General features: G+C 59.1%; 13 protein-coding genes. 5 read left to right on the plus strand and 8 right to left on the minus strand.

Translation table 11 applies throughout. The annotated features are described in order from the left end of the window. Positions 1–34: 34 nt before the first annotated feature. Positions 35–1,117, minus strand: coding sequence for a mannose-1-phosphate guanylyltransferase (locus HNQ64_RS02360; RefSeq protein ID WP_184204864.1), 1,083 nt, complete (start codon positions 1,115–1,117; stop codon positions 35–37). Between the two features lie 80 nt (positions 1,118–1,197). On the opposite strand from HNQ64_RS02360, the gene HNQ64_RS02365 reads away from it, so the two are divergent. Next, positions 1,198–1,518, plus strand: coding sequence for a hypothetical protein (locus HNQ64_RS02365; protein WP_184204866.1), 321 nt, complete (start codon positions 1,198–1,200; stop codon positions 1,516–1,518). 25 nt (positions 1,519–1,543) lie between these two features. Here HNQ64_RS02365 and HNQ64_RS02370 read toward each other — a convergent pair whose 3' ends face one another. The 6 genes from HNQ64_RS02370 to HNQ64_RS02395 all read right to left on the minus strand — a co-directional run bounded on the left by HNQ64_RS02370 (position 1,544) and on the right by HNQ64_RS02395 (position 6,913). Continuing rightward, positions 1,544–2,137 (minus strand): hypothetical protein, encoded by a 594-nt coding sequence (locus HNQ64_RS02370; RefSeq protein ID WP_184204869.1) that lies wholly within the window; start codon positions 2,135–2,137, stop codon positions 1,544–1,546. Positions 2,138–2,203: 66 nt separating this feature from the next. Further along, positions 2,204–3,910, minus strand: coding sequence for a GspE/PulE family protein (locus tag HNQ64_RS02375; protein ID WP_184204871.1), 1,707 nt, complete (start codon positions 3,908–3,910; stop codon positions 2,204–2,206). Further along, positions 3,910–4,623 (minus strand): hypothetical protein, encoded by a 714-nt coding sequence (locus HNQ64_RS02380; RefSeq protein ID WP_184204874.1) that lies wholly within the window; start codon positions 4,621–4,623, stop codon positions 3,910–3,912. Before HNQ64_RS02380 ends, HNQ64_RS02375 begins: the two co-directional genes overlap by 1 nt. A 60-nt stretch (positions 4,624–4,683) precedes the next feature. After that, on the minus strand, positions 4,684–5,340 hold the full coding sequence (locus HNQ64_RS02385; RefSeq protein WP_184204876.1) for a class I SAM-dependent methyltransferase: 657 nt from the start codon (positions 5,338–5,340) through the stop codon (positions 4,684–4,686). Further along, complete coding sequence (locus tag HNQ64_RS02390; RefSeq protein WP_184204879.1) at positions 5,337–6,107, minus strand: glycosyltransferase family 2 protein; 771 nt, start codon at positions 6,105–6,107, stop codon at positions 5,337–5,339. Before HNQ64_RS02390 ends, HNQ64_RS02385 begins: the two co-directional genes overlap by 4 nt. After that, positions 6,104–6,913, minus strand: a complete 810-nt coding sequence (locus HNQ64_RS02395; RefSeq protein ID WP_221305313.1) for a lysophospholipid acyltransferase family protein — start codon at positions 6,911–6,913, stop codon at positions 6,104–6,106. The genes HNQ64_RS02390 and HNQ64_RS02395 overlap by 4 nt, the downstream gene beginning before the upstream one ends. A 47-nt stretch (positions 6,914–6,960) precedes the next feature. Here HNQ64_RS02395 and HNQ64_RS02400 point away from each other — a divergent pair, with 47 nt between their 5' ends. From HNQ64_RS02400 to HNQ64_RS02415, 4 genes are all read left to right on the plus strand, one after another. Next, positions 6,961–7,401, plus strand: a complete 441-nt coding sequence (locus HNQ64_RS02400) for a 3-hydroxyacyl-ACP dehydratase FabZ family protein (RefSeq protein ID WP_184204885.1) — start codon at positions 6,961–6,963, stop codon at positions 7,399–7,401. 83 nt (positions 7,402–7,484) lie between these two features. Next, the gene (locus tag HNQ64_RS02405) at positions 7,485–10,460 is read left to right on the plus strand and encodes a PSD1 and planctomycete cytochrome C domain-containing protein (protein ID WP_184204887.1); all 2,976 of its coding nucleotides are present in this window, start codon (positions 7,485–7,487) and stop codon (positions 10,458–10,460) included. Between the two features lie 9 nt (positions 10,461–10,469). Then, the gene (locus tag HNQ64_RS02410) at positions 10,470–11,930 is read left to right on the plus strand and encodes a DUF1501 domain-containing protein (protein ID WP_184204889.1); all 1,461 of its coding nucleotides are present in this window, start codon (positions 10,470–10,472) and stop codon (positions 11,928–11,930) included. A gap of 97 nt (positions 11,931–12,027) precedes the next feature. After that, a complete protein-coding gene (locus tag HNQ64_RS02415) occupies positions 12,028–15,120 on the plus strand; it encodes a PSD1 and planctomycete cytochrome C domain-containing protein (protein WP_184204893.1) in 3,093 nt (1,030 codons plus the stop codon). Positions 15,121–15,132: 12 nt separating this feature from the next. Here HNQ64_RS02415 and HNQ64_RS02420 read toward each other — a convergent pair whose 3' ends face one another. Further along, positions 15,133–16,674 (minus strand): glycosyltransferase, encoded by a 1,542-nt coding sequence (locus tag HNQ64_RS02420; RefSeq protein WP_184204896.1) that lies wholly within the window; start codon positions 16,672–16,674, stop codon positions 15,133–15,135. Between the last annotated feature and the right edge of the window lie 122 nt (positions 16,675–16,796).

Below are 16,796 nucleotides of genomic sequence, written 5' to 3' on the forward strand. Positions count from 1 at the left end.
AGAGCCACCGTGAATTTGATCTTCAACAAGCAATTTAGCGCAATTCTTTGGGCAGCAGGTCCGACATCTTTTTGATACTTTCCGCCTGAGCCCGGCTGGTGATCAAAATCGCGTCTTTGGAGGCCACGACGATCAAATCCTGCACACCCAGCAAAGCGATGTGCTGCCCCGTCTGAGAAAAGACCAAGTTATCGGCGGCATTCATCTGGGTCATCGCACAGTTGTGCTGATTTCCCTCGCTATCGCACTTGAGGTAGCGGCCTACGGAGGTCCAGTTACCCACATCATCCCAGTCAAAAGTGGCCTCGATATTCAGCACCCGGGAGGCACGCTCCATCAACGCGTAATCAATGGAAAGCTTCGGCAGTTTGCTAAACTGGCGTTCCACCGTAGCGCAGAAATCTTTGGAACCGCGCAACTCCGAAACAAAGTCCGCCAAAGCAGGACAGTGACGAGACAGCTCACTGAAAATGGCCGGTATCGTCCAGATGAACATGCCCGCATTCCAGGTGAAATTCCCCTGCGCGATGAAGTGCTCCGCCAAGTCTGGATTCGGCTTTTCCCGGAAGCGCGCCACTTCATACACAGCCACCTCACTCACGCCCAGGACGGAGGCGCGCTTGCCCCGCTCCACATACCCGTAGCTCGGGCAGGCCCAGGTGGGTTTGATGCCCACTGTCACCAGGCTGCTCGCCGCCTCGGCACATTTGGCCGCATTGATCAGCACCTTCTGAAACTCTGCCACATTTTGGATCAAATGATCCGCCGGCAGCACCATCATCGTAGCGGAAGGATCCCGCGCCACCACCCAGCCCACACCTAGAGCAATGGCCGGCGCGGTATCCCGCTTCTCCGGCTCAGCCAGGATGTTTTCCGAGGGTAAAAAAGGCAGCAAGGCACGCACCGTTGCTTCCTGCTGCTTGTTCGTCAGAATGACGATGTTCTCCTTCGGCACCACGCCTTCCAGGCGATCCACCGTCATTTCCAGCAAGGTTTTGTCTCCAAACAACTTCAAAAGCTGCTTTGGCAAGGCATCCCGGCTGATCGGCCAGAAGCGCTGACCGCTTCCTCCAGCTAAAATGAGGGCGTATCGGGAGGGGGATGCTGACTGACTCATGCGCGCTGACGATGGCCCAATCGTGACCGGGAGCAAATTCCACTTTGGAGAATCTGCGGTGATGCTATCTTATCTGCGTTATGCCACCTGAATCCACTGTCGAAAGCCGCTACGAAACCTACGCCAGCATGATCGCTCCTGCCGCTGCAGGTTGCGCTCTCGGCATCCTCTTTGGCCGTGGCATGGGTCGCAGTACTTCAAACATCGTTTCCCTCACGCTCCTGGCCGCCAGCGCCGTAGTCGCCGCTCCTCTGATCGGTGACATCGTGTCCCGCACTGCCAACCGCCCGACTTCGGAGCGCGGCAGCCGCAAGCGCCTGGAAGGCATCCGCAATGGGGCCCTGCCGGATGAAGACCTGAAGGAATTCTTCGTGGATTCCCCAAACGCGCTGCTGCCTTGATCCGCGTTCGGTCCTTTTGGGCAACTCACCGCATCGGTATCATTTCATAATCAAAGGCTCCCAGAAGGGAGCCTTGTTTGACCTTGTGGCATTCGAGGCAGCTTTTGTCCGCTGTGATCGGCGCGATGATATGGACAGTATCATAACGGTCTTCACGAGGCGGTCCCACGAATGTTTCCCAGGCAGCAGGCAATCGCACCCAAGGGGCCGTGCCTGCCCGAATTTGGGCCACCGCAGCCGCCTCATCCTCTGAAAGCTTCCTCGTTTTCGCTGTGGTCAACTCCGCCTTTTTGGGCATGCGACCTTCAAAATAACGGTCGCCTTCTTCGGGGGTCAACCCAATGAGATTGACGTTCATGGGCCGAAAAGTCTTTTCTTCTAGACGGACGGTATGCTCAAACCAATAGCCTGATCGCTTGAATCGTCCAAAGCCAAACCCCTCGCTATCAACGAATGTTTTGACCGCCCTTGCGTGGGCTTCGGGAAAAGGGCTATTGGCATTCGGACCTTCCAGATAACCCACCAGCAACAATGGGATCACCAGCCATTCTGGAAAGATCAGTGTCAGAAAACCCAGCGGAATAGCGAGGATGGCCAGGCGTTTGAAAAACTTCTTCATCGAAAACGGAATGACTGGGTAGGACTAAACTCAATCCTACCCCTGCATCACCATCTCGGCCAGACATCACTGTTCCGACTCCGCCACGGTCACGCTGATGACTTCTTCAATGGTGGTATTACCATCCAGGACCTTGCGCACGCCATACTCACGCATCGGGCGGTAGCCGTCTTTGTAGGCCTGCTGCATGAGCTGGGCGCTGCTGGCCTTATGGGTGATGAGCTCGCCCATGGCAGGGGTGAGGCGCACGAGTTCGTAGATGGACATTCGGCCTTTGTAGCCCGTATGGCGGCAGGCTTCGCAGCCACCTTCTTTGGCCCGGTAAACTTGCGTGCGGATGGGGCCGGTGTACTTGAGTTCGCGGATTTTCATTTCCGCATCTGGTTCTGGCTCGCGGCAGACATTGCACAATAAACGCACGAGGCGCTGGGCGATGAAAGCACGCACGGAGGTAGCGACCAGGAAGGGCTCCACGCCCATGTCCACCAAACGCATGATGCCCCCGATGGCATTGTTCGTGTGCAGGGTGCTGAACACCAAGTGACCCGTCAAAGCGGCACGGATGGCGATCTCCGCCGTTTCCAGGTCACGCATTTCCCCCACCATGACCACGTTCGGGTCACCACGCAGAATGCTGCGCAGACCGGTGGCAAAAGTGAGCTCAATCTCAGGCCGCACCGCGATCTGAACCACCCCCGGCAGTTTGTTTTCCACCGGGTCCTCGATGGTGACGATGCGGCGATGCTCCGTATTGAGCTGGCTGAGGAAGGTGTAGAGCGTGGTGGACTTCCCGGAACCCGTCGGCCCCGTCACCAGGATGATGCCGTTGGGCTTTTTCAGCAGGACTTCGATCTCACCCCGCAAGTCCGTTTCCATGCGCAACTTGTCCAGGTTGAACTTCTCCTGGCCTAACAAACGAAGCGAAATGCTCTCCCCTTCCACACTTGGGATGGTAGCGACACGCACGTCAATGAGCTGACCCGCGATCTGCAGGCTGATACGACCATCCTGCGGCAGGCGGCGCTCGGCGATGTCCAGCTTGGCCATCACCTTCAAACGCGCGATCACAGACTGCTGGAGCTGCTTGATGTTTTCCGGCACGGGCACCTCACGCAGGCGACCGTCAATGCGGTAGCGCATGCGCAGTTTGTCTTCCATGGGCTCCACGTGAATGTCCGTGGCCTGCTGCTCTAGGGCTTCACGAATCACGGTGTTCACGAACTTCACCACCGAGGCTTCTTCATCATCCGCATCAATGATGTTCGCTTCATCCCGCTGCTCCAGGTCAGAGCCGTCCACGTCACGGCCTTTCAGGATCTCTTCAAAGGTATCTGCACCCACACCATAGAAGTCACGCATGGCATTCAGCAGTCGCTTTCGCGGGGCGATCTGCCAGCGCACGGGCGCATCCACTTCACGCGAGACGGCCTGGCGGCCGATGAGGTCAAAGGGATCGTAAGCGGCGATGATGAGCTTCCTGGCCCCGCCTTCTTCTTCCTCGATCTTTAGGGGCAGCAGGCGGTGCTTCAACGCCACACGCGGCGGCAGCAGGCGCTTCATCTCTGGTGCGTCGGCACTGTCCGGAAGTGGGACTGAGACGTAACCCAATCCTAGACGGACGGCGAGCTGGGAGAGGAAAGATTCTTCATCCAAGGCTCCCGTATCCAGGAGCTGATTCACCACCGAGGAACTCGGCGTGGCGGTAGGAAGAGGAATGCCGGAGCCGCCTGAGGCCTCCAGACATTGGACCAAGGCTTGGCGGATATTTTTCATCAGTCGTTGGCAGGGGCCTGGCCGTGGGTTTCAACAGGGAAGAGGCTGGCATCAATCACCGCCGCCTCGGAGGAGGAGATGGTGGGCGCGGGGAGGCTTCCGTCATCCGGCGTGTAACCGTATTTTTCCAGCAGCTCGATGATGTAGGCCGTGGCCACATTTTGGGAACCAAAGGTGCTGCTCACATTCGCGGTCAGGTCTTCCCGTAGAGTACCAGTGATGAGCGCGCTGCCCACCACGCCGAAGGAACCATCGGCTGCGGGTCCAGTGACCGATTCATCATCGGCCGACATGAGACGCCCCGTGAGGCTTTCTGCCACCCGCCAGGACTGCGAGCCCGCGCTGCCACCGAGCAGGAGGGAGCGATTCATCACGCCCGAAGCGGTGTAAAAGGCCTGGGAAGTGCCCGTGAAAGCAGCGGCGGCAAAGACGGCCTTCCGCACGCTGGCATTCGCCGCCACGAAGTATTTACCACTGCTCTCCGCCACAGCGTAAAAGCGCCCGCCTTCCTCCGTGGTCAGCACGATGGTGGCCTCGCCCCCACCAGCGGGCACAACGACGTAGCCGCCTGTGTAAAAGCTGAAGTTCACCGACTCTGCCTCAGGGGTAAAGCGCAGCTCATACACCAGCCACTGGGCCGGAGCCGCCGCCGCGCCAGCTAGCCAGAGCAAGGCAGCGCACAGGAAGGGAATAAAACGGGTGGTGGACGACATGCGGGCGGTTTTCTAGCCGAGATGGACAGCGTTGTCGAGACGGGCGTTGAATCACGCAGGTTACCTTTGTGCAACAATCAGATGATTGTTAAACGGAGTCCCCCCCCACAAAGGGGTGATTTGCACCTGCAAGCCCGCTTTGGAGAGCACGTCACGGAACTGTTCCGCATCGGGGTAACATGTCGGGGCCGCCTTCATCCAAAAGGTGATTTTAGCCAGATAGTCCCCCAGGACTGTGACGCGAAAGCGCCAGGAATCATCCCGCAGCCCGGTGCGGATCACCAGCTTCCCACCAGGTGCCACGCGGGCCGCAGCAGCGGTGATGAGGGTGTTTTGCTCCTCGGGCGTGAAAAATTGGAGGATGTCCAGGATGACCACATGCCCACTGAATTCTGGCAGTCCCGTGCGGGCATCCCCCGCAGAAAAACTAAGCCCCTGCTGACCTGACTTGCTCACCATGGCCGCAGCGCTGTCAATTTTACGCTGGTCGTAGTCAAAACCGATGACTGGTGCCGTGTGGCCGCAGGCGCGGAGGTAGTGCGCCAGGAGGCCGATGCCACAACCGATGTCCAGCACTGGCAGCGAACTAGACCCGATCTCCTTGACCACCGCTTGGTAAACTGGATCGCTGGCGAGCTTGGAACGGGTGTAGAAGAAATCCCATCGCCGGTTGCAGAGGGCGGCGATGTTTTCGAGTTGGGCCAGAGTGGGCGTCATGCCGTGACTTTACGCAGGGGATTGCCGCCTCGTCCAATGCGTAAGAGCAACAATGGTAACCGCCAGCCAAAACCAAACAGCAGGCGCGCGTGCATCCAGGTCAGCACACTGTTATCCCGGAAATAGCGAAATTGAGACACACCGCCCTCCTCCTGGGTCAGGTAACGGACGGTCGTGGGCACAGCCAGCATCGGTGCGCCCTGCCAAGCCAGACGCACGGCGATCTCCGTATCGTAGTCAAAGCGGCGCGCCCAGATGGTGCCGCGAAAGGCCCGCAGCAGCAGGGGGATGGGATACAAACGCATACCAAAAAGGGTATCCGGGATGCCCCAGTTCAGCGTCTCCAGATTCGCCCACATGTTGGAGATCTTGCGCCCCTGCACACGGAGTTGCGGGGCCTCTGGCCCGAAAACAGGCGTGCCCATCATCACTGCCTGCGGGTATTTTTGAGCTAAAGCTACAAAACGGGGAATGTCATCCGTGGGGTGCTGACCATCGGCATCCATGGTCAGGACATGGGTGTAGCCGGCTTCATGAGCCAGACGGGTGCCATGCAGAACGGCGGCACCTTTACCCCCGTTTTTTTCGATGGAGATCACCCTCAGCCCAGGGGCCGTGGCCTTCAGGGGCTCCAGCAGGGCCGCGCTGCCATCGGTGCTGCCATCCATGACCACCCACACTTCAGGCCAATGTTTCAAAACGTCGGCGACAGTCTGGGGCAGAATGCGCCCGGTGTTGTAGCTGGGGATCAGGACCAGGATCTTCATGCGGCAGGGGATTCCAGGGCCAGCAGGTAGCGCTGACGCAGTTCATCAATGAATGGTTGGGCTTCGCCTTGTTCAGGAAATCGCAGCGGCTCCCCCACCGTCATGCGCAGGCGTACTTTTTCCGTGGGCAGGTGCCAGAGAGACCAGCCTTTGTTTAAATAACGACTGTTCGTTTCCACATACACAGGCCAGACGGGGGCCCCGGAGTTTTTGGCCACCACCGCTAGGCCTCCCTGGAAGGGATTCAGCCTCCCATGCTCAGGGCGCGTGCGCGTGCCTTCCGGGAAAAGCAGCAGGCGTTCCCCTTTCTTTAACGTCTCGATGCACTGACGCAGCATTTTGTGAGTGGGTTCGTTTGGGATGAAGCCTGCGGCCGTCGCTCCCCCGAACAAAATCGGATTGCACATCAAGGATGCTTTCAACACGCAAGCCATGTGGTCAACCTCTGCCAGCACAAACACGGCATCCCACAGCGCGGGATGATTCGGCGCGACGATGATGCCCCCGGTCTGGATCCGCAGTTTCTCAAATCCCACATACTCGCATTCCACAATGTCAAAAAACCGTAGGACGCCTAAAAACCCTCGGAAAGCCATTTGTACCGCCCACTGCCCGATCGCCCGCGCCCGATCCCGGCAAAATAATAAAGGCAGGAGCAAACACAGCAACCCAAAGCCCGTGCCCCCGATCACCCAGTAAAGGAGGCTGGTGAACCAGGCAGTGATCAGGCGGAGGCGGTCCAACATGCAAAAAGGGTAAAACTCGATACGCTCTTTTGAAGTCAGCGTGTCAGGGATGTTGAGCATTCAAAATTGGCACAATCCGTAAGCATGGGGTAATGAGGGCGCCGATTATGTTGCAGCCTACCTCGCTTGTCCAAGCCCTTTCCGCGCTTCCTCACGGTCCTTCCTTTCGCTTTGTTGATGAACTGGTTTCCATGGAGGCTGGGGTCACCGCCACGGCCCGCTGGACCTTGAAAGGCGATGAAGCTTTCCTCGAAGGGCATTTTCCGGGCCAACCTCTCCTCCCAGGTGTGATCATGATCGAATCCCTCGCCCAACTCGGAGGAATCCTGGCCCAGAGTGATCGCGGAGACCAACCGCTGAAAAACGTCCGCCTCACCGCCGTGCGTCAATTCAAAATCCTGGGCAGCATTCCCCCTGGGGAGACCCTCACCATCATTGCCCGGCGGGATGCGGTGATGCCTGGCCTCGTCCAGATCAGCGGAGAAATCATCACCGCCGATGGCACCCGCCTAGCCACAGGCAGCGTCATCCTCAGCGGGGAAGAATAGACCCTGCCGACCTGACAAGGCATGGATGATTCTGCGTTCGGCGTAGGATGCAGCCCTGGCAGACGTTATTCATGGCTGAAACCATGCCTCGTCTGTTTGTCCTCCTTGCCCTCGCCCTGCCTGCGTCGCTTCCCGGCGCTGCGCTGGACTTTCAGCGCGATGTGCGCCCCATCCTGTCGAACCACTGCTACCACTGCCACGGCCCGGACGAGCAGGGGCGCAAAGGCAAGCTGCGGCTGGACATCCGCGAAGACGCCCTCAAGGCGGGCAAATCAGGCGAAGTGGCCATTGTGCCCGGCAAGGCCGAGGCCAGCGAAATCATCCGCCGCATTCTTTCCGAGGATGAGGACGAGCTGATGCCGCCGCCTCACGCGAAAAAGCCCATCACTGCCGCCCAGAAAGCCACGCTGAAACGATGGGTGGCCGAAGGAGCTGAATACGCCCCCCACTGGGCTTTTACCAAACCCCTCGCCGCTGCCGTGCCGGCCGGGGTTCATGCCGTAGATCACTTGATCCAGAAAAAGCTCCACGAAGCCGGGCTGAAACTAGCCCCCGAGGCCGATCCTTACACCCTGGCCCGGCGTGTCTCGCTGGACCTGACCGGGCTACAGCCCACGACAGATGAGCTGGAGGCCTTTGTCGCCGCCTTCAAAACCGAGCCGCAGGCCACCTATGAAACCTATGTGGACAGACTGCTGGCCTCCCCTGCCTATGGCGAACGCTGGGCCCGCCGCTGGCTGGACCTGGCCCGGTATGCCGATACCAACGGCTATGAAAAAGACCGCGAGCGCAGCATCTGGCCCTACCGCGACTGGGTCATCCAGGCGCTGAATGCCGACATGCCGTTTGATCAATTCAGCATCGAACAACTCGCTGGCGACATGCTCCCTGAGGCTACGCTAGCGCAGCGCATCGCCACTGGGTTTCACCGCAACACCATGCTCAATGAAGAGGGCGGCATTGATCCCCTGGAATTCCGTTTTCACGCCATGACGGACCGCGTGGCGACGACCGGGGCCACCTGGCTGGGCCTCACCCTTCAGTGCACCCAGTGCCACACGCATAAGTTCGATCCCATCACCCACACGGAATACTACGGCATGATGGCCTTCCTCAACAATGCGGATGAGCCCGACCTGGACCTGCCGGATGAAACCCTCGCGGCCCAGCATCGGGCCAATCTCCAAAAGGCCGCCACCTTGCTGAAAGATCTGCCATCTAAATGGCCTAACCAAAAAAGCGGCAACACTGCCGAAAAAGCCTTCGATCAATGGCTGACCACCGAACGTGCCCGCAATACGGTGTGGCAGACGCTGAAGCCCACGAAGGCCTCCACCAATCTGCCGCTGCTGGCCATCCACGCAGACGGCAGCGTCCTCGCCTCCGGCGACATCACCAAGTCTGACACCTACGACCTGACCCTCGCCCCCTCAAGCCAACCCGTCTCCGCCATTCGTTTGGAGGCGCTGCCTCACGAAAGCCTGCCCGCTCATGGCCCAGGGATGTGCAATTACGAAGGCCCCAAGGGCGATTTCTTCATGGGCGAGTTCAAGGTCATCGTGAACGGACAGCCCGTGAAATTTGCCTCTGCGACGGAGAGCTACTTTAAAAACAACTTTGGCAAAAACCCAGCCACCGCACAGCAGGCCATTGATGGCGATCCCCAAACAGGCTGGAGCTGCGCCGCCCGTTATGGCGAACGTCACGAAGCCGTTTTTATCCTCGCACAGCCGGTTCCTGCCGGGACGGAGATCCGTGTGATCATGCAATTTGGCCGTCACTACGCCTGCCCATTGGGCCACTTTCGCCTCTCGGCCAGCGCCGATGCGAAGGCAGTCGCACGTGACATGGGCAACGAACTGACCAGCCTCCTAGCAAAGCCTGAACTGACTTCGAATGATCGGCAAACGCTTTGGGAGCACTTTCTCCTCACCGCCCCCCAACTCGCTGCAGAGGCCAAGACTATTCGGAATCTGCGCACGGCACCCGCTCTTCCCATCAGCCTCGTCATGCGGGAGCGCCCGGCCAATCATCAGCGCCCCACCTTCCGCCACCATCGCGGGGAGTTCACTCAGCCGAAGGAACCTGTGCAGCCTGTGACCCTGGCGGTGCTGCATGCTTTTCCTCAACAAGCACCGAAGACCCGGCTGGAGTTCGCCCGCTGGCTCATGTCACCGGAAAATCCCCTCACACCGCGAGTCGTGGTAAATCGCCAGTGGGCCACGCTGTTTGGCCGTGGGCTGGTGAAGACGGTGGATGACTTTGGTTACCAGGGTTCCCTGCCCAGCCACCCCGAATTGCTCGACACCCTGGCCGTGGAGTTTGTTAGGCAGGGCTGGTCCATGAAGAAGCTGCATCGCCTGCTGGTGACGAGTGCCACGTATCGGCAATCGGTCCAGGTCTCCGATCTCAGCCAGGCTAAAGATCCGGAAAACATTCTCTACTCCCGCTTCCCTCGCGTGCGGCTGGAGGCTGAGATGATCCGCGATTCCATGCTCAAGGCCGCAGGTTTGTTAAATCCTAAGTTAGGCGGCCCCAGCGTCTATCCACCCCAGCCGGACAGCGTCACGGAAGTGGCCTATGGCAAATTCAAGTGGACTCCCAGCACGGGAGCAGACCGCTACCGCCGCAGCCTCTACACCTTCAGCAAACGCACCGCGCCTTTTGCCCTCTACACCACTTTTGATGCGCCTACGGGAGACGCCTGCCTGGTCAAGCGTGAAGCCTCCAACTCCGCGCTCCAGGCGCTCACCATCATGAACGATGTCATCTTCACCGAGGGTGCCCAGTCGCTTGGCAGCCTGCTGGCCAAAGAGGCCGACGGGGATGAAACCCTCCTTCGTCAGCTCTACCTGCGGGTGCTTTCTCGCCAGCCCGAAGCGGATGAAATCCAGCTTATGAAAACCTTCCTCCAGCAGCAGCGTGCGCGCCTCAAGTCAGGCGAACTCAAAGCCTCTGAGATTTGCGGCCAAGCCAATGCCCCTTCGCCTGAAGCCGCCACCTGGACTCTCGCCTCCCGCGCCCTCTTTAACCTCGACGAGTTCATCACCAAAAACTAAACGACGGTCATGTTTCACACCCCCACCTTCTACTCCCGCCGTCACTTCCTGCGTGATTGCACTTATGGTTTGGGCAAAGTGGCCGCCGCCGGTCTGCTGACGGATTCACTCAGCGGTGCCGCTGCAGCAAATCCGCTGAGCGCGCGCGGCCCTCACTTTGCCCCGAAGGCCAAACGGGTGATCCACCTCTTCATGGCGGGGGCTCCAAGTCAGCTCGAGACCTTCGACCCCAAACCCATGCTCACCAAGTATGAGGGCAAACCCATCCCTCCCGAGGTCATTGGCGGCCAGCGTTACGCCTTCATCCGGTCGGATGCCGCCGCTCTGGGTCCTCGTTTCAAATTCGCCCAGCATGGGCAAAGTGGGGCCTGGATCTCCGAGGTGATGCCGCATGTAGCGAAGATTGCTGATGAGCTGTGCATCATCCGTTCCGTGAAAACGGACCAGTTCAATCACGCCCCCGCGCAGATCTTTTTCCAGACAGGCTTTGGCCAGCCGGGCCGCCCCTGCATGGGCTCCTGGGCGCTGTATGGACTCGGGGCCGAGACGCAAAACCTTCCTGCCTTTGTGGTCATGTCCACCGGCTCAGGCCTCAGCGGCGGCACGGCCCTCATGTCCAGCGGCTTCCTCCCGACCATCTACAACGGCGTACGCTTCCGCAATAGCGGTGACCCCATCCTGAATGTCTCCAGCCCTGCGGGCATTGATTCGCGGGCGCAGCGAGACACGCTGGACCTCGTCAGCCAGCTCAATCAAAAACGCCTAGGTGCGGTGGGAGATCCGGAGATCGCCACGCGCATCGCTTCCTATGAAATGGCCTTCCGCATGCAGACCAGCGCCCCGGAACTCACGGACCTGCGCAGCGAGAGCAAGGAGACTCTGGAGATGTATGGCTGCGATCCTGACAAGCCCAGTTACGCCCGCGCTTGTCTCTTAGCCCGGCGCATGATCGAGCGCGGGGTACGTTTCGTAAACATCTACCACGAAGGCTGGGATGCCCACTCCAACGTCGAAGGCAACGTGCGCAACAACTGCAAGGAGACCGACCAAGCCAGTGCCGCCCTAGTGAAGGACCTCAAACAACGCGGTCTGCTGGATGATACACTGGTGGTCTGGGGCGGTGAATTTGGCCGCACCCCAATGGTGGAAACCAATCCCGCGTTAGGCCGCGCACTCGGACGTGATCACCACCCGCAGGCCTTCACCATCTGGATGGCAGGCGGCGGTGTCAAAGGCGGTCAGACCATCGGGGCGACGGATGAGCTCGGCTTCAATGTCGTGGAAGATCCCGTCCACGTTCACGATGTGCAGGCCACCATGCTGCATCTCATGGGCTTCGATCACGAGCGACTCACCTTCCACACCCAGGGCCGCGACTACCGCCTCACCGATGTCCACGGCCACGTGGTAAAGAAGGTCCTACTAAAATCAAGGAGTGAGGCCATCCCTGTCCCGCGACTGCGGGATTGAGAGGGCTAGAAGCCCTCACTCCTTGCATTGCTCGCCTGAATCCTCCATGCCGGGCGCTCTTGGCTTTTGATCTGCGTTTGCGTATAACTTGCCTAACATGCTGCGGTTTTCCCTTTTTATACTCGCCTTTTCTTCTGCTCAAGCGGTGGATTTTGTGGCGGACATCCAGCCCATCTTTGAGCAGCGCTGCTACGGCTGCCATGGCAGCAACAAACAAGAGGCGGCCTTCCGTCTGGATCACAAACCTAGCGCGCTAAAGGGCGGTGACTTTGGTCTGGCCATCAAGCCACGACACAGTGCGGATTCCATCTTGGTCCACGCCATCGAAGGCCGGAACCCGAAGATGAAAATGCCCCGCAAGGGAGATCCTCTCTCACCCGAAGAGATCGGCAAAATCAAAGCCTGGATTGATGCCGGGGCCGAGTGGCCAGACAGTGCCAGCGTCAGTCTGGAAACGAAAGTGGACCACTGGGCCTTCAAAGCACCCATCAAGCCAGCCTTGCCTGCGGCCATTCATCCCGTGGATGCTTTCATTAAGCAGCGGCTCACCCGCGAAGGCTTAAAGCCTTCTCCAGAAGCGGCTCCTGAAACGCTCATCCGCCGCGTTTCTCTGGACCTCACCGGCCTGCCGCCCACGCCGGAAGAAGTGACGGCTTTTGTGCAGGATTTTAAGTCTTCTCCCAAGGCCTACGAGCGCATGATCGAAAAGTTGCTGTCCAGCCCGCATTACGGTGAACGCTGGGGCCGCCACTGGCTGGATGCGGCGCGTTATGCGGACAGCAACGGTTATGAAAAGGACCCCATGCGCCACATCTGGTTTTACCGCGACTGGGTCATCAGCGCCTTCAATCGCGATCTGCCCTATGACCAGTTCATCATTGAGCAACTCGCCGGAGATCAGTTGCCAAAAGCCACGCAGGACCAAATCGTCGCCACCGGATTTCTGCGGAACTCCATGATCAATGAGGAAGGCGGCGTGGACCCCGAGCAATTCCGCATGGAGGCCATGTTTGATCGCATGGACACCATCGGCAAAAGCATCCTCGGCCTCACCATCGGCTGCACTCAGTGCCATAACCACAAGTATGACCCCATCAGCCAGGTGGAATATTATCAGATGTTCGCCTTCCTGAACAACGACAACGAGCCCTGGCGCGTCGTCTATACCAGCAGCGAGCAGATGCAGCGCGCACAGGTTTTACAAAGCATCCAGGACCTGGAAAACAAACTGAAGCATGAGCACGCCGACTGGCCTCAACGCCTGGAGCAATGGGCCGCCCAGGTGAAGGGCAACCAACCCGCCTGGACCACGCTGAAATTTGAAGACGATCCCTCCGGCGGTGAAAAAGCCATCCGTCAAAAAGACGGCAGTATCTTGGCCCAAGGCTACGCACCCACCAAGTCCCACGTGAAATTTGTCGTGGATCTAAAGGGCCTCGAGAGGAGCACAAGCATCCCCGAGAGGAGCGTGGACACTCCTGTCCGCCGTCCTGAGGAGAGCGTAGCCCCCACGCGCACCATCACCGCCTTTCGCCTGGAACTTCTCAACGATCCCAACCTGCCAGCCTATGGCCCAGGCCGCTCCATCAAAGGTATGGCCGCCCTCACGGAGTTCACGGCTGAAATCAAAGTCGGTGACAAGCTCACCCCATTGAAATTCATCAAAGCCACCGCTGATTACGGCGAGCCTGAAAACACACCCTTGGTGCCCTATGCCCGCGATAAGGAAGCGGACAAGGACAATCGTGTCACGGGCCCGGTCACTTACGCCATCGATGGTGATGCCAAAACAGCCTGGGGCATAGATGCCGGACCCGGCCGCCGAAATGTGCCCCGCAAAGCCGTCTTCGTTTTGGGAAAACCCCTGGTCGTCACTCCCAGTATGGAGCTCACCGTAGGCCTCAGCATGAAGCACGGCGGCTGGAACAGCGATGACCTGCAAACGATGAACCTGGGCCGCTACCGTATCTGCGCTACCGATGCCCCTGACGCGACGGCTGATCCACTGCCGCCATCCGTCCGCGCCTGGGTGGAGAAAAAAGAAGATGCCACCATGAAAGATGCGGCCATCCCCTCCCCTGTCTTTGCTTTTTTCCGCAGCACCCTCCTCGAATGGAAGAGCGTCAATGACGAGATCGAAACCCTCTGGAAGCAGCATCCAGAAGGCACCACTACCCTGGTGCTGGATGGTCGCGATGAACCCCGCATGACCAACCTGCTGAAGCGCGGGGATTTCCTCAAGCCCGGTGAACAAGTGACCGCTGGTGTGCCTGCGATGCTGAACAATCCCCTCCCCCAGGATGCCGACGGCTCCCGCCTCACCTTCGCCCGCTGGATGGTTTCCCGCCAGTCTCCCACCACAGCACGGGCCTGGGTAAACAGGGTCTGGCAGGCTTACTTTGGCATCGGGCTCGTGGATACACCGGAGGACTTTGGCCTTCAAGGCAGCCTGCCCAGCCACCCCGAACTGCTGGACTGGCTGGCCGCTGAGTTCATGGACAAGGGCTGGTCTAACAAAGACCTGCACCGCCTCATCCTCACCAGCGCCACCTACCGTCAGGAGAGCAAAGTCACCCCTGCACTGCTGGAAAAAGATCCCTACAACCGACTGCTGGCCCGTGGCCCCCGCTTTCGCGTGGAGGGCGAGGTGGTGCGTGACATCCAGCTCGCGGTCAGCGGTTTGTTAAATCCTCAGTTAGGCGGGCGCAGTGTCATGCCCCCGGCCCCTGAGTACTTGTTTGAAAAACCCGTGAGCTATGCCCCCTTTCCGTGGAAAATTGAAGGAGATAACCAAAAGTATCGCCGCAGCGTCTATGTCTTCCGTCGCCGCAGCACCCCCTTCCCCTTCCTAGGTACCTTCGACGTGCCGAATGGAGAAACCGCCTGCGTGAAACGCGCCCGCAGCAACACGCCGCTTCAGGCTCTGATGACACTGAATGAAACCCTCAGCATGGAGGCGGCGCAGCATCTGGCCCAGCGCATGGAGAAAGCTGGCGCGGGCGATGATGCCAAAGCCATCTCCCACGGCTTTACCCTCTGCACCTCACGCCCACCCACGGTCAAAGAAGCCGCGCTGCTGACGGATCTGCTAAAACGCCAGCGACAGATCAAAGCCGCCGACGAAGCGCCTCCAATGGTCGTCGTCGCCCGGGTTCTGCTGAATCTCGACGAGACGATCACCAAGGAATGAGTCTCTTGGCTCTCAAGCCACCATCACTTCAGCCTCTTCGGTCTCGCTGGGGCCTTTGGAAGGCGGCTCGGGCGGGGTGAAAGTGGCCATGGAAAAGCGCTTCATCAGGGAACTGAGAGAGACATATAGGAAGCCACCGAGGAACAAGGCGAGGAAGGGCAACGAGCCCCACTGCTCTTTCTCCACCGCCATCCAGAGCAGGTGGCCAAAGTAACCGACGAGGGCCAGTTCGATCCACAAACACAGGGATTTACCCGCTTTGTAGCGGAAGGATTTTTTCGAGGACTGCGCCTGGGCGCGGCTATTCACGCCATACTTCGGCGTGCGCACAAATTCAGACTCCTGGCCCAAAAGCGCCTCAATGACCGCCTTGCCGTTGTTGATGGACATCCCGATGCCCAGCGCCATGAAAAGCGGAATGTAGGGGATGGTCTGTAGCCAGCCCAAGCGCCGCTGCGCTCCCTGAGCGGTGAGGTAAAAGGCGATCACCGCCACCGTGGCAAAGAGGAACACCGGCAAGTCCACAAAGACCGCCTTTTGCCAGGAATTCACTGGCAGGAAATCCACCGGATACAGCAGCACCAGGGTGCAAAGAGTCAGTAAGTTCGCAAAGTTTGAGGTCAGGTGAGCGGTGGCCTCCACCTTTTTCATGAAGGGCTCATCGCTGCGCCAGACCTTGCCCAGCACTTTTTTGCAAACCTGCACGGACCCCTTGGTCCAGCGGTGCTGCTGGGATTTAAAGCCATCCATGTCCGGCGGCAACTCTGCAGGGACGATGATGTCATTCAGGTAAATGAACCGCCAGCCCAGCATCTGCGCACGGTAGCTGAGGTCCAGATCTTCCGTCAGCGTGTCATGTTTCCAGCCGCCTGCTTCATCAATCACGCAGCGGCGCCAGAGGCCCGCCGTGCCATTGAAGTTACAAAACTCACCCTGCCGGCTGCGGGAGGTCTGCTCCATCATCAGATGCCCATCCAGCAGGATGCCCTGGAGACGAGTGAGCAGGGAGAAATCCAGATTCTTGTGCCCCCAGCGCGCCTGCACGATGCCCACTTGGGGATCCGTAAAGTGGTGGATGGTCTGCATCAGGTAGTCCGGCTCCGGCTCAAAGTCGGCATCGAAGATGCAGATGAACTCGCCTTTGACCGTCGCCATGGCGGCATCCAGTGCTCCAGCTTTAAAACCTTGCCGGTTCGTGCGGTGGCGATACTCCACGTCGAAGCCCTGCTCCCGCATCGTTTGAGCGTATTGCTCGCAGGCCTGGGAAGTTTCATCCGTGGAATCATCCAGAAACTGGATCTGCAGGCGATCTTTCGGGTACTCCAAGGCACTGATGGAGGCGACGAGCTGGCCCAAGACATCCGCCTCGTTAAAAATCGGGAGTTGGATGGTCACCACGGGCAGTTCAGCGAACTCTCGCAGGGCCTTGGGCGGGTTTTTACGGTGCTTCCAATAGGTGTACAGAACCTTGACCTTGTGCGCCCCAAAGGCGGACAGTCCGGCGGAAACGATGATGTAACTGGTTAACCAGAGAAGCTTTTCCCACTCGATCATAGGGAGCCCGGATGTCGGGGATCAACCAATCACTGCCGGTTTACTTCCGTCAAGCAGCAATCCGGGGGCCAAAAGCTTCTCTTTTCCATCAAAATCGGGCAAATCGTCATTTTTGAGAGCCT

The sequence above is a fragment of the Prosthecobacter dejongeii genome (assembly GCF_014203045.1).
Lineage (GTDB): Bacteria > Verrucomicrobiota > Verrucomicrobiia > Verrucomicrobiales > Verrucomicrobiaceae > Prosthecobacter > Prosthecobacter dejongeii.

What these genes read in the sequence shown, in the direction of transcription:
- HNQ64_RS02370 (WP_184204869.1), bottom strand. Translation starts at nt 2,137, where the DNA reads ATGAAGAAGTTTTTCAAACGCCTGGCCATCCTCGCTATTCCGCTGGGT.
- HNQ64_RS02375 (WP_184204871.1), bottom strand. Translation starts at nt 3,910, where the DNA reads ATGAAAAATATCCGCCAAGCCTTGGTCCAATGTCTGGAGGCCTCAGGC.
- HNQ64_RS02395 (WP_221305313.1), bottom strand. Translation starts at nt 6,913, where the DNA reads ATGCTCAACATCCCTGACACGCTGACTTCAAAAGAGCGTATCGAGTTT.
- HNQ64_RS02405 (WP_184204887.1), top strand. Translation starts at nt 7,485, where the DNA reads ATGCCTCGTCTGTTTGTCCTCCTTGCCCTCGCCCTGCCTGCGTCGCTT.
- HNQ64_RS02400 (WP_184204885.1), top strand. Translation starts at nt 6,961, where the DNA reads ATGTTGCAGCCTACCTCGCTTGTCCAAGCCCTTTCCGCGCTTCCTCAC.
- HNQ64_RS02415 (WP_184204893.1), top strand. Translation starts at nt 12,028, where the DNA reads ATGCTGCGGTTTTCCCTTTTTATACTCGCCTTTTCTTCTGCTCAAGCG.
- HNQ64_RS02365 (WP_184204866.1), top strand. Translation starts at nt 1,198, where the DNA reads ATGCCACCTGAATCCACTGTCGAAAGCCGCTACGAAACCTACGCCAGC.
- HNQ64_RS02410 (WP_184204889.1), top strand. Translation starts at nt 10,470, where the DNA reads ATGTTTCACACCCCCACCTTCTACTCCCGCCGTCACTTCCTGCGTGAT.
- HNQ64_RS02390 (WP_184204879.1), bottom strand. Translation starts at nt 6,107, where the DNA reads ATGAAGATCCTGGTCCTGATCCCCAGCTACAACACCGGGCGCATTCTG.
- HNQ64_RS02420 (WP_184204896.1), bottom strand. Translation starts at nt 16,674, where the DNA reads ATGATCGAGTGGGAAAAGCTTCTCTGGTTAACCAGTTACATCATCGTT.
- HNQ64_RS02385 (WP_184204876.1), bottom strand. Translation starts at nt 5,340, where the DNA reads ATGACGCCCACTCTGGCCCAACTCGAAAACATCGCCGCCCTCTGCAAC.
- HNQ64_RS02360 (WP_184204864.1), bottom strand. Translation starts at nt 1,117, where the DNA reads ATGAGTCAGTCAGCATCCCCCTCCCGATACGCCCTCATTTTAGCTGGA.
- HNQ64_RS02380 (WP_184204874.1), bottom strand. Translation starts at nt 4,623, where the DNA reads ATGTCGTCCACCACCCGTTTTATTCCCTTCCTGTGCGCTGCCTTGCTC.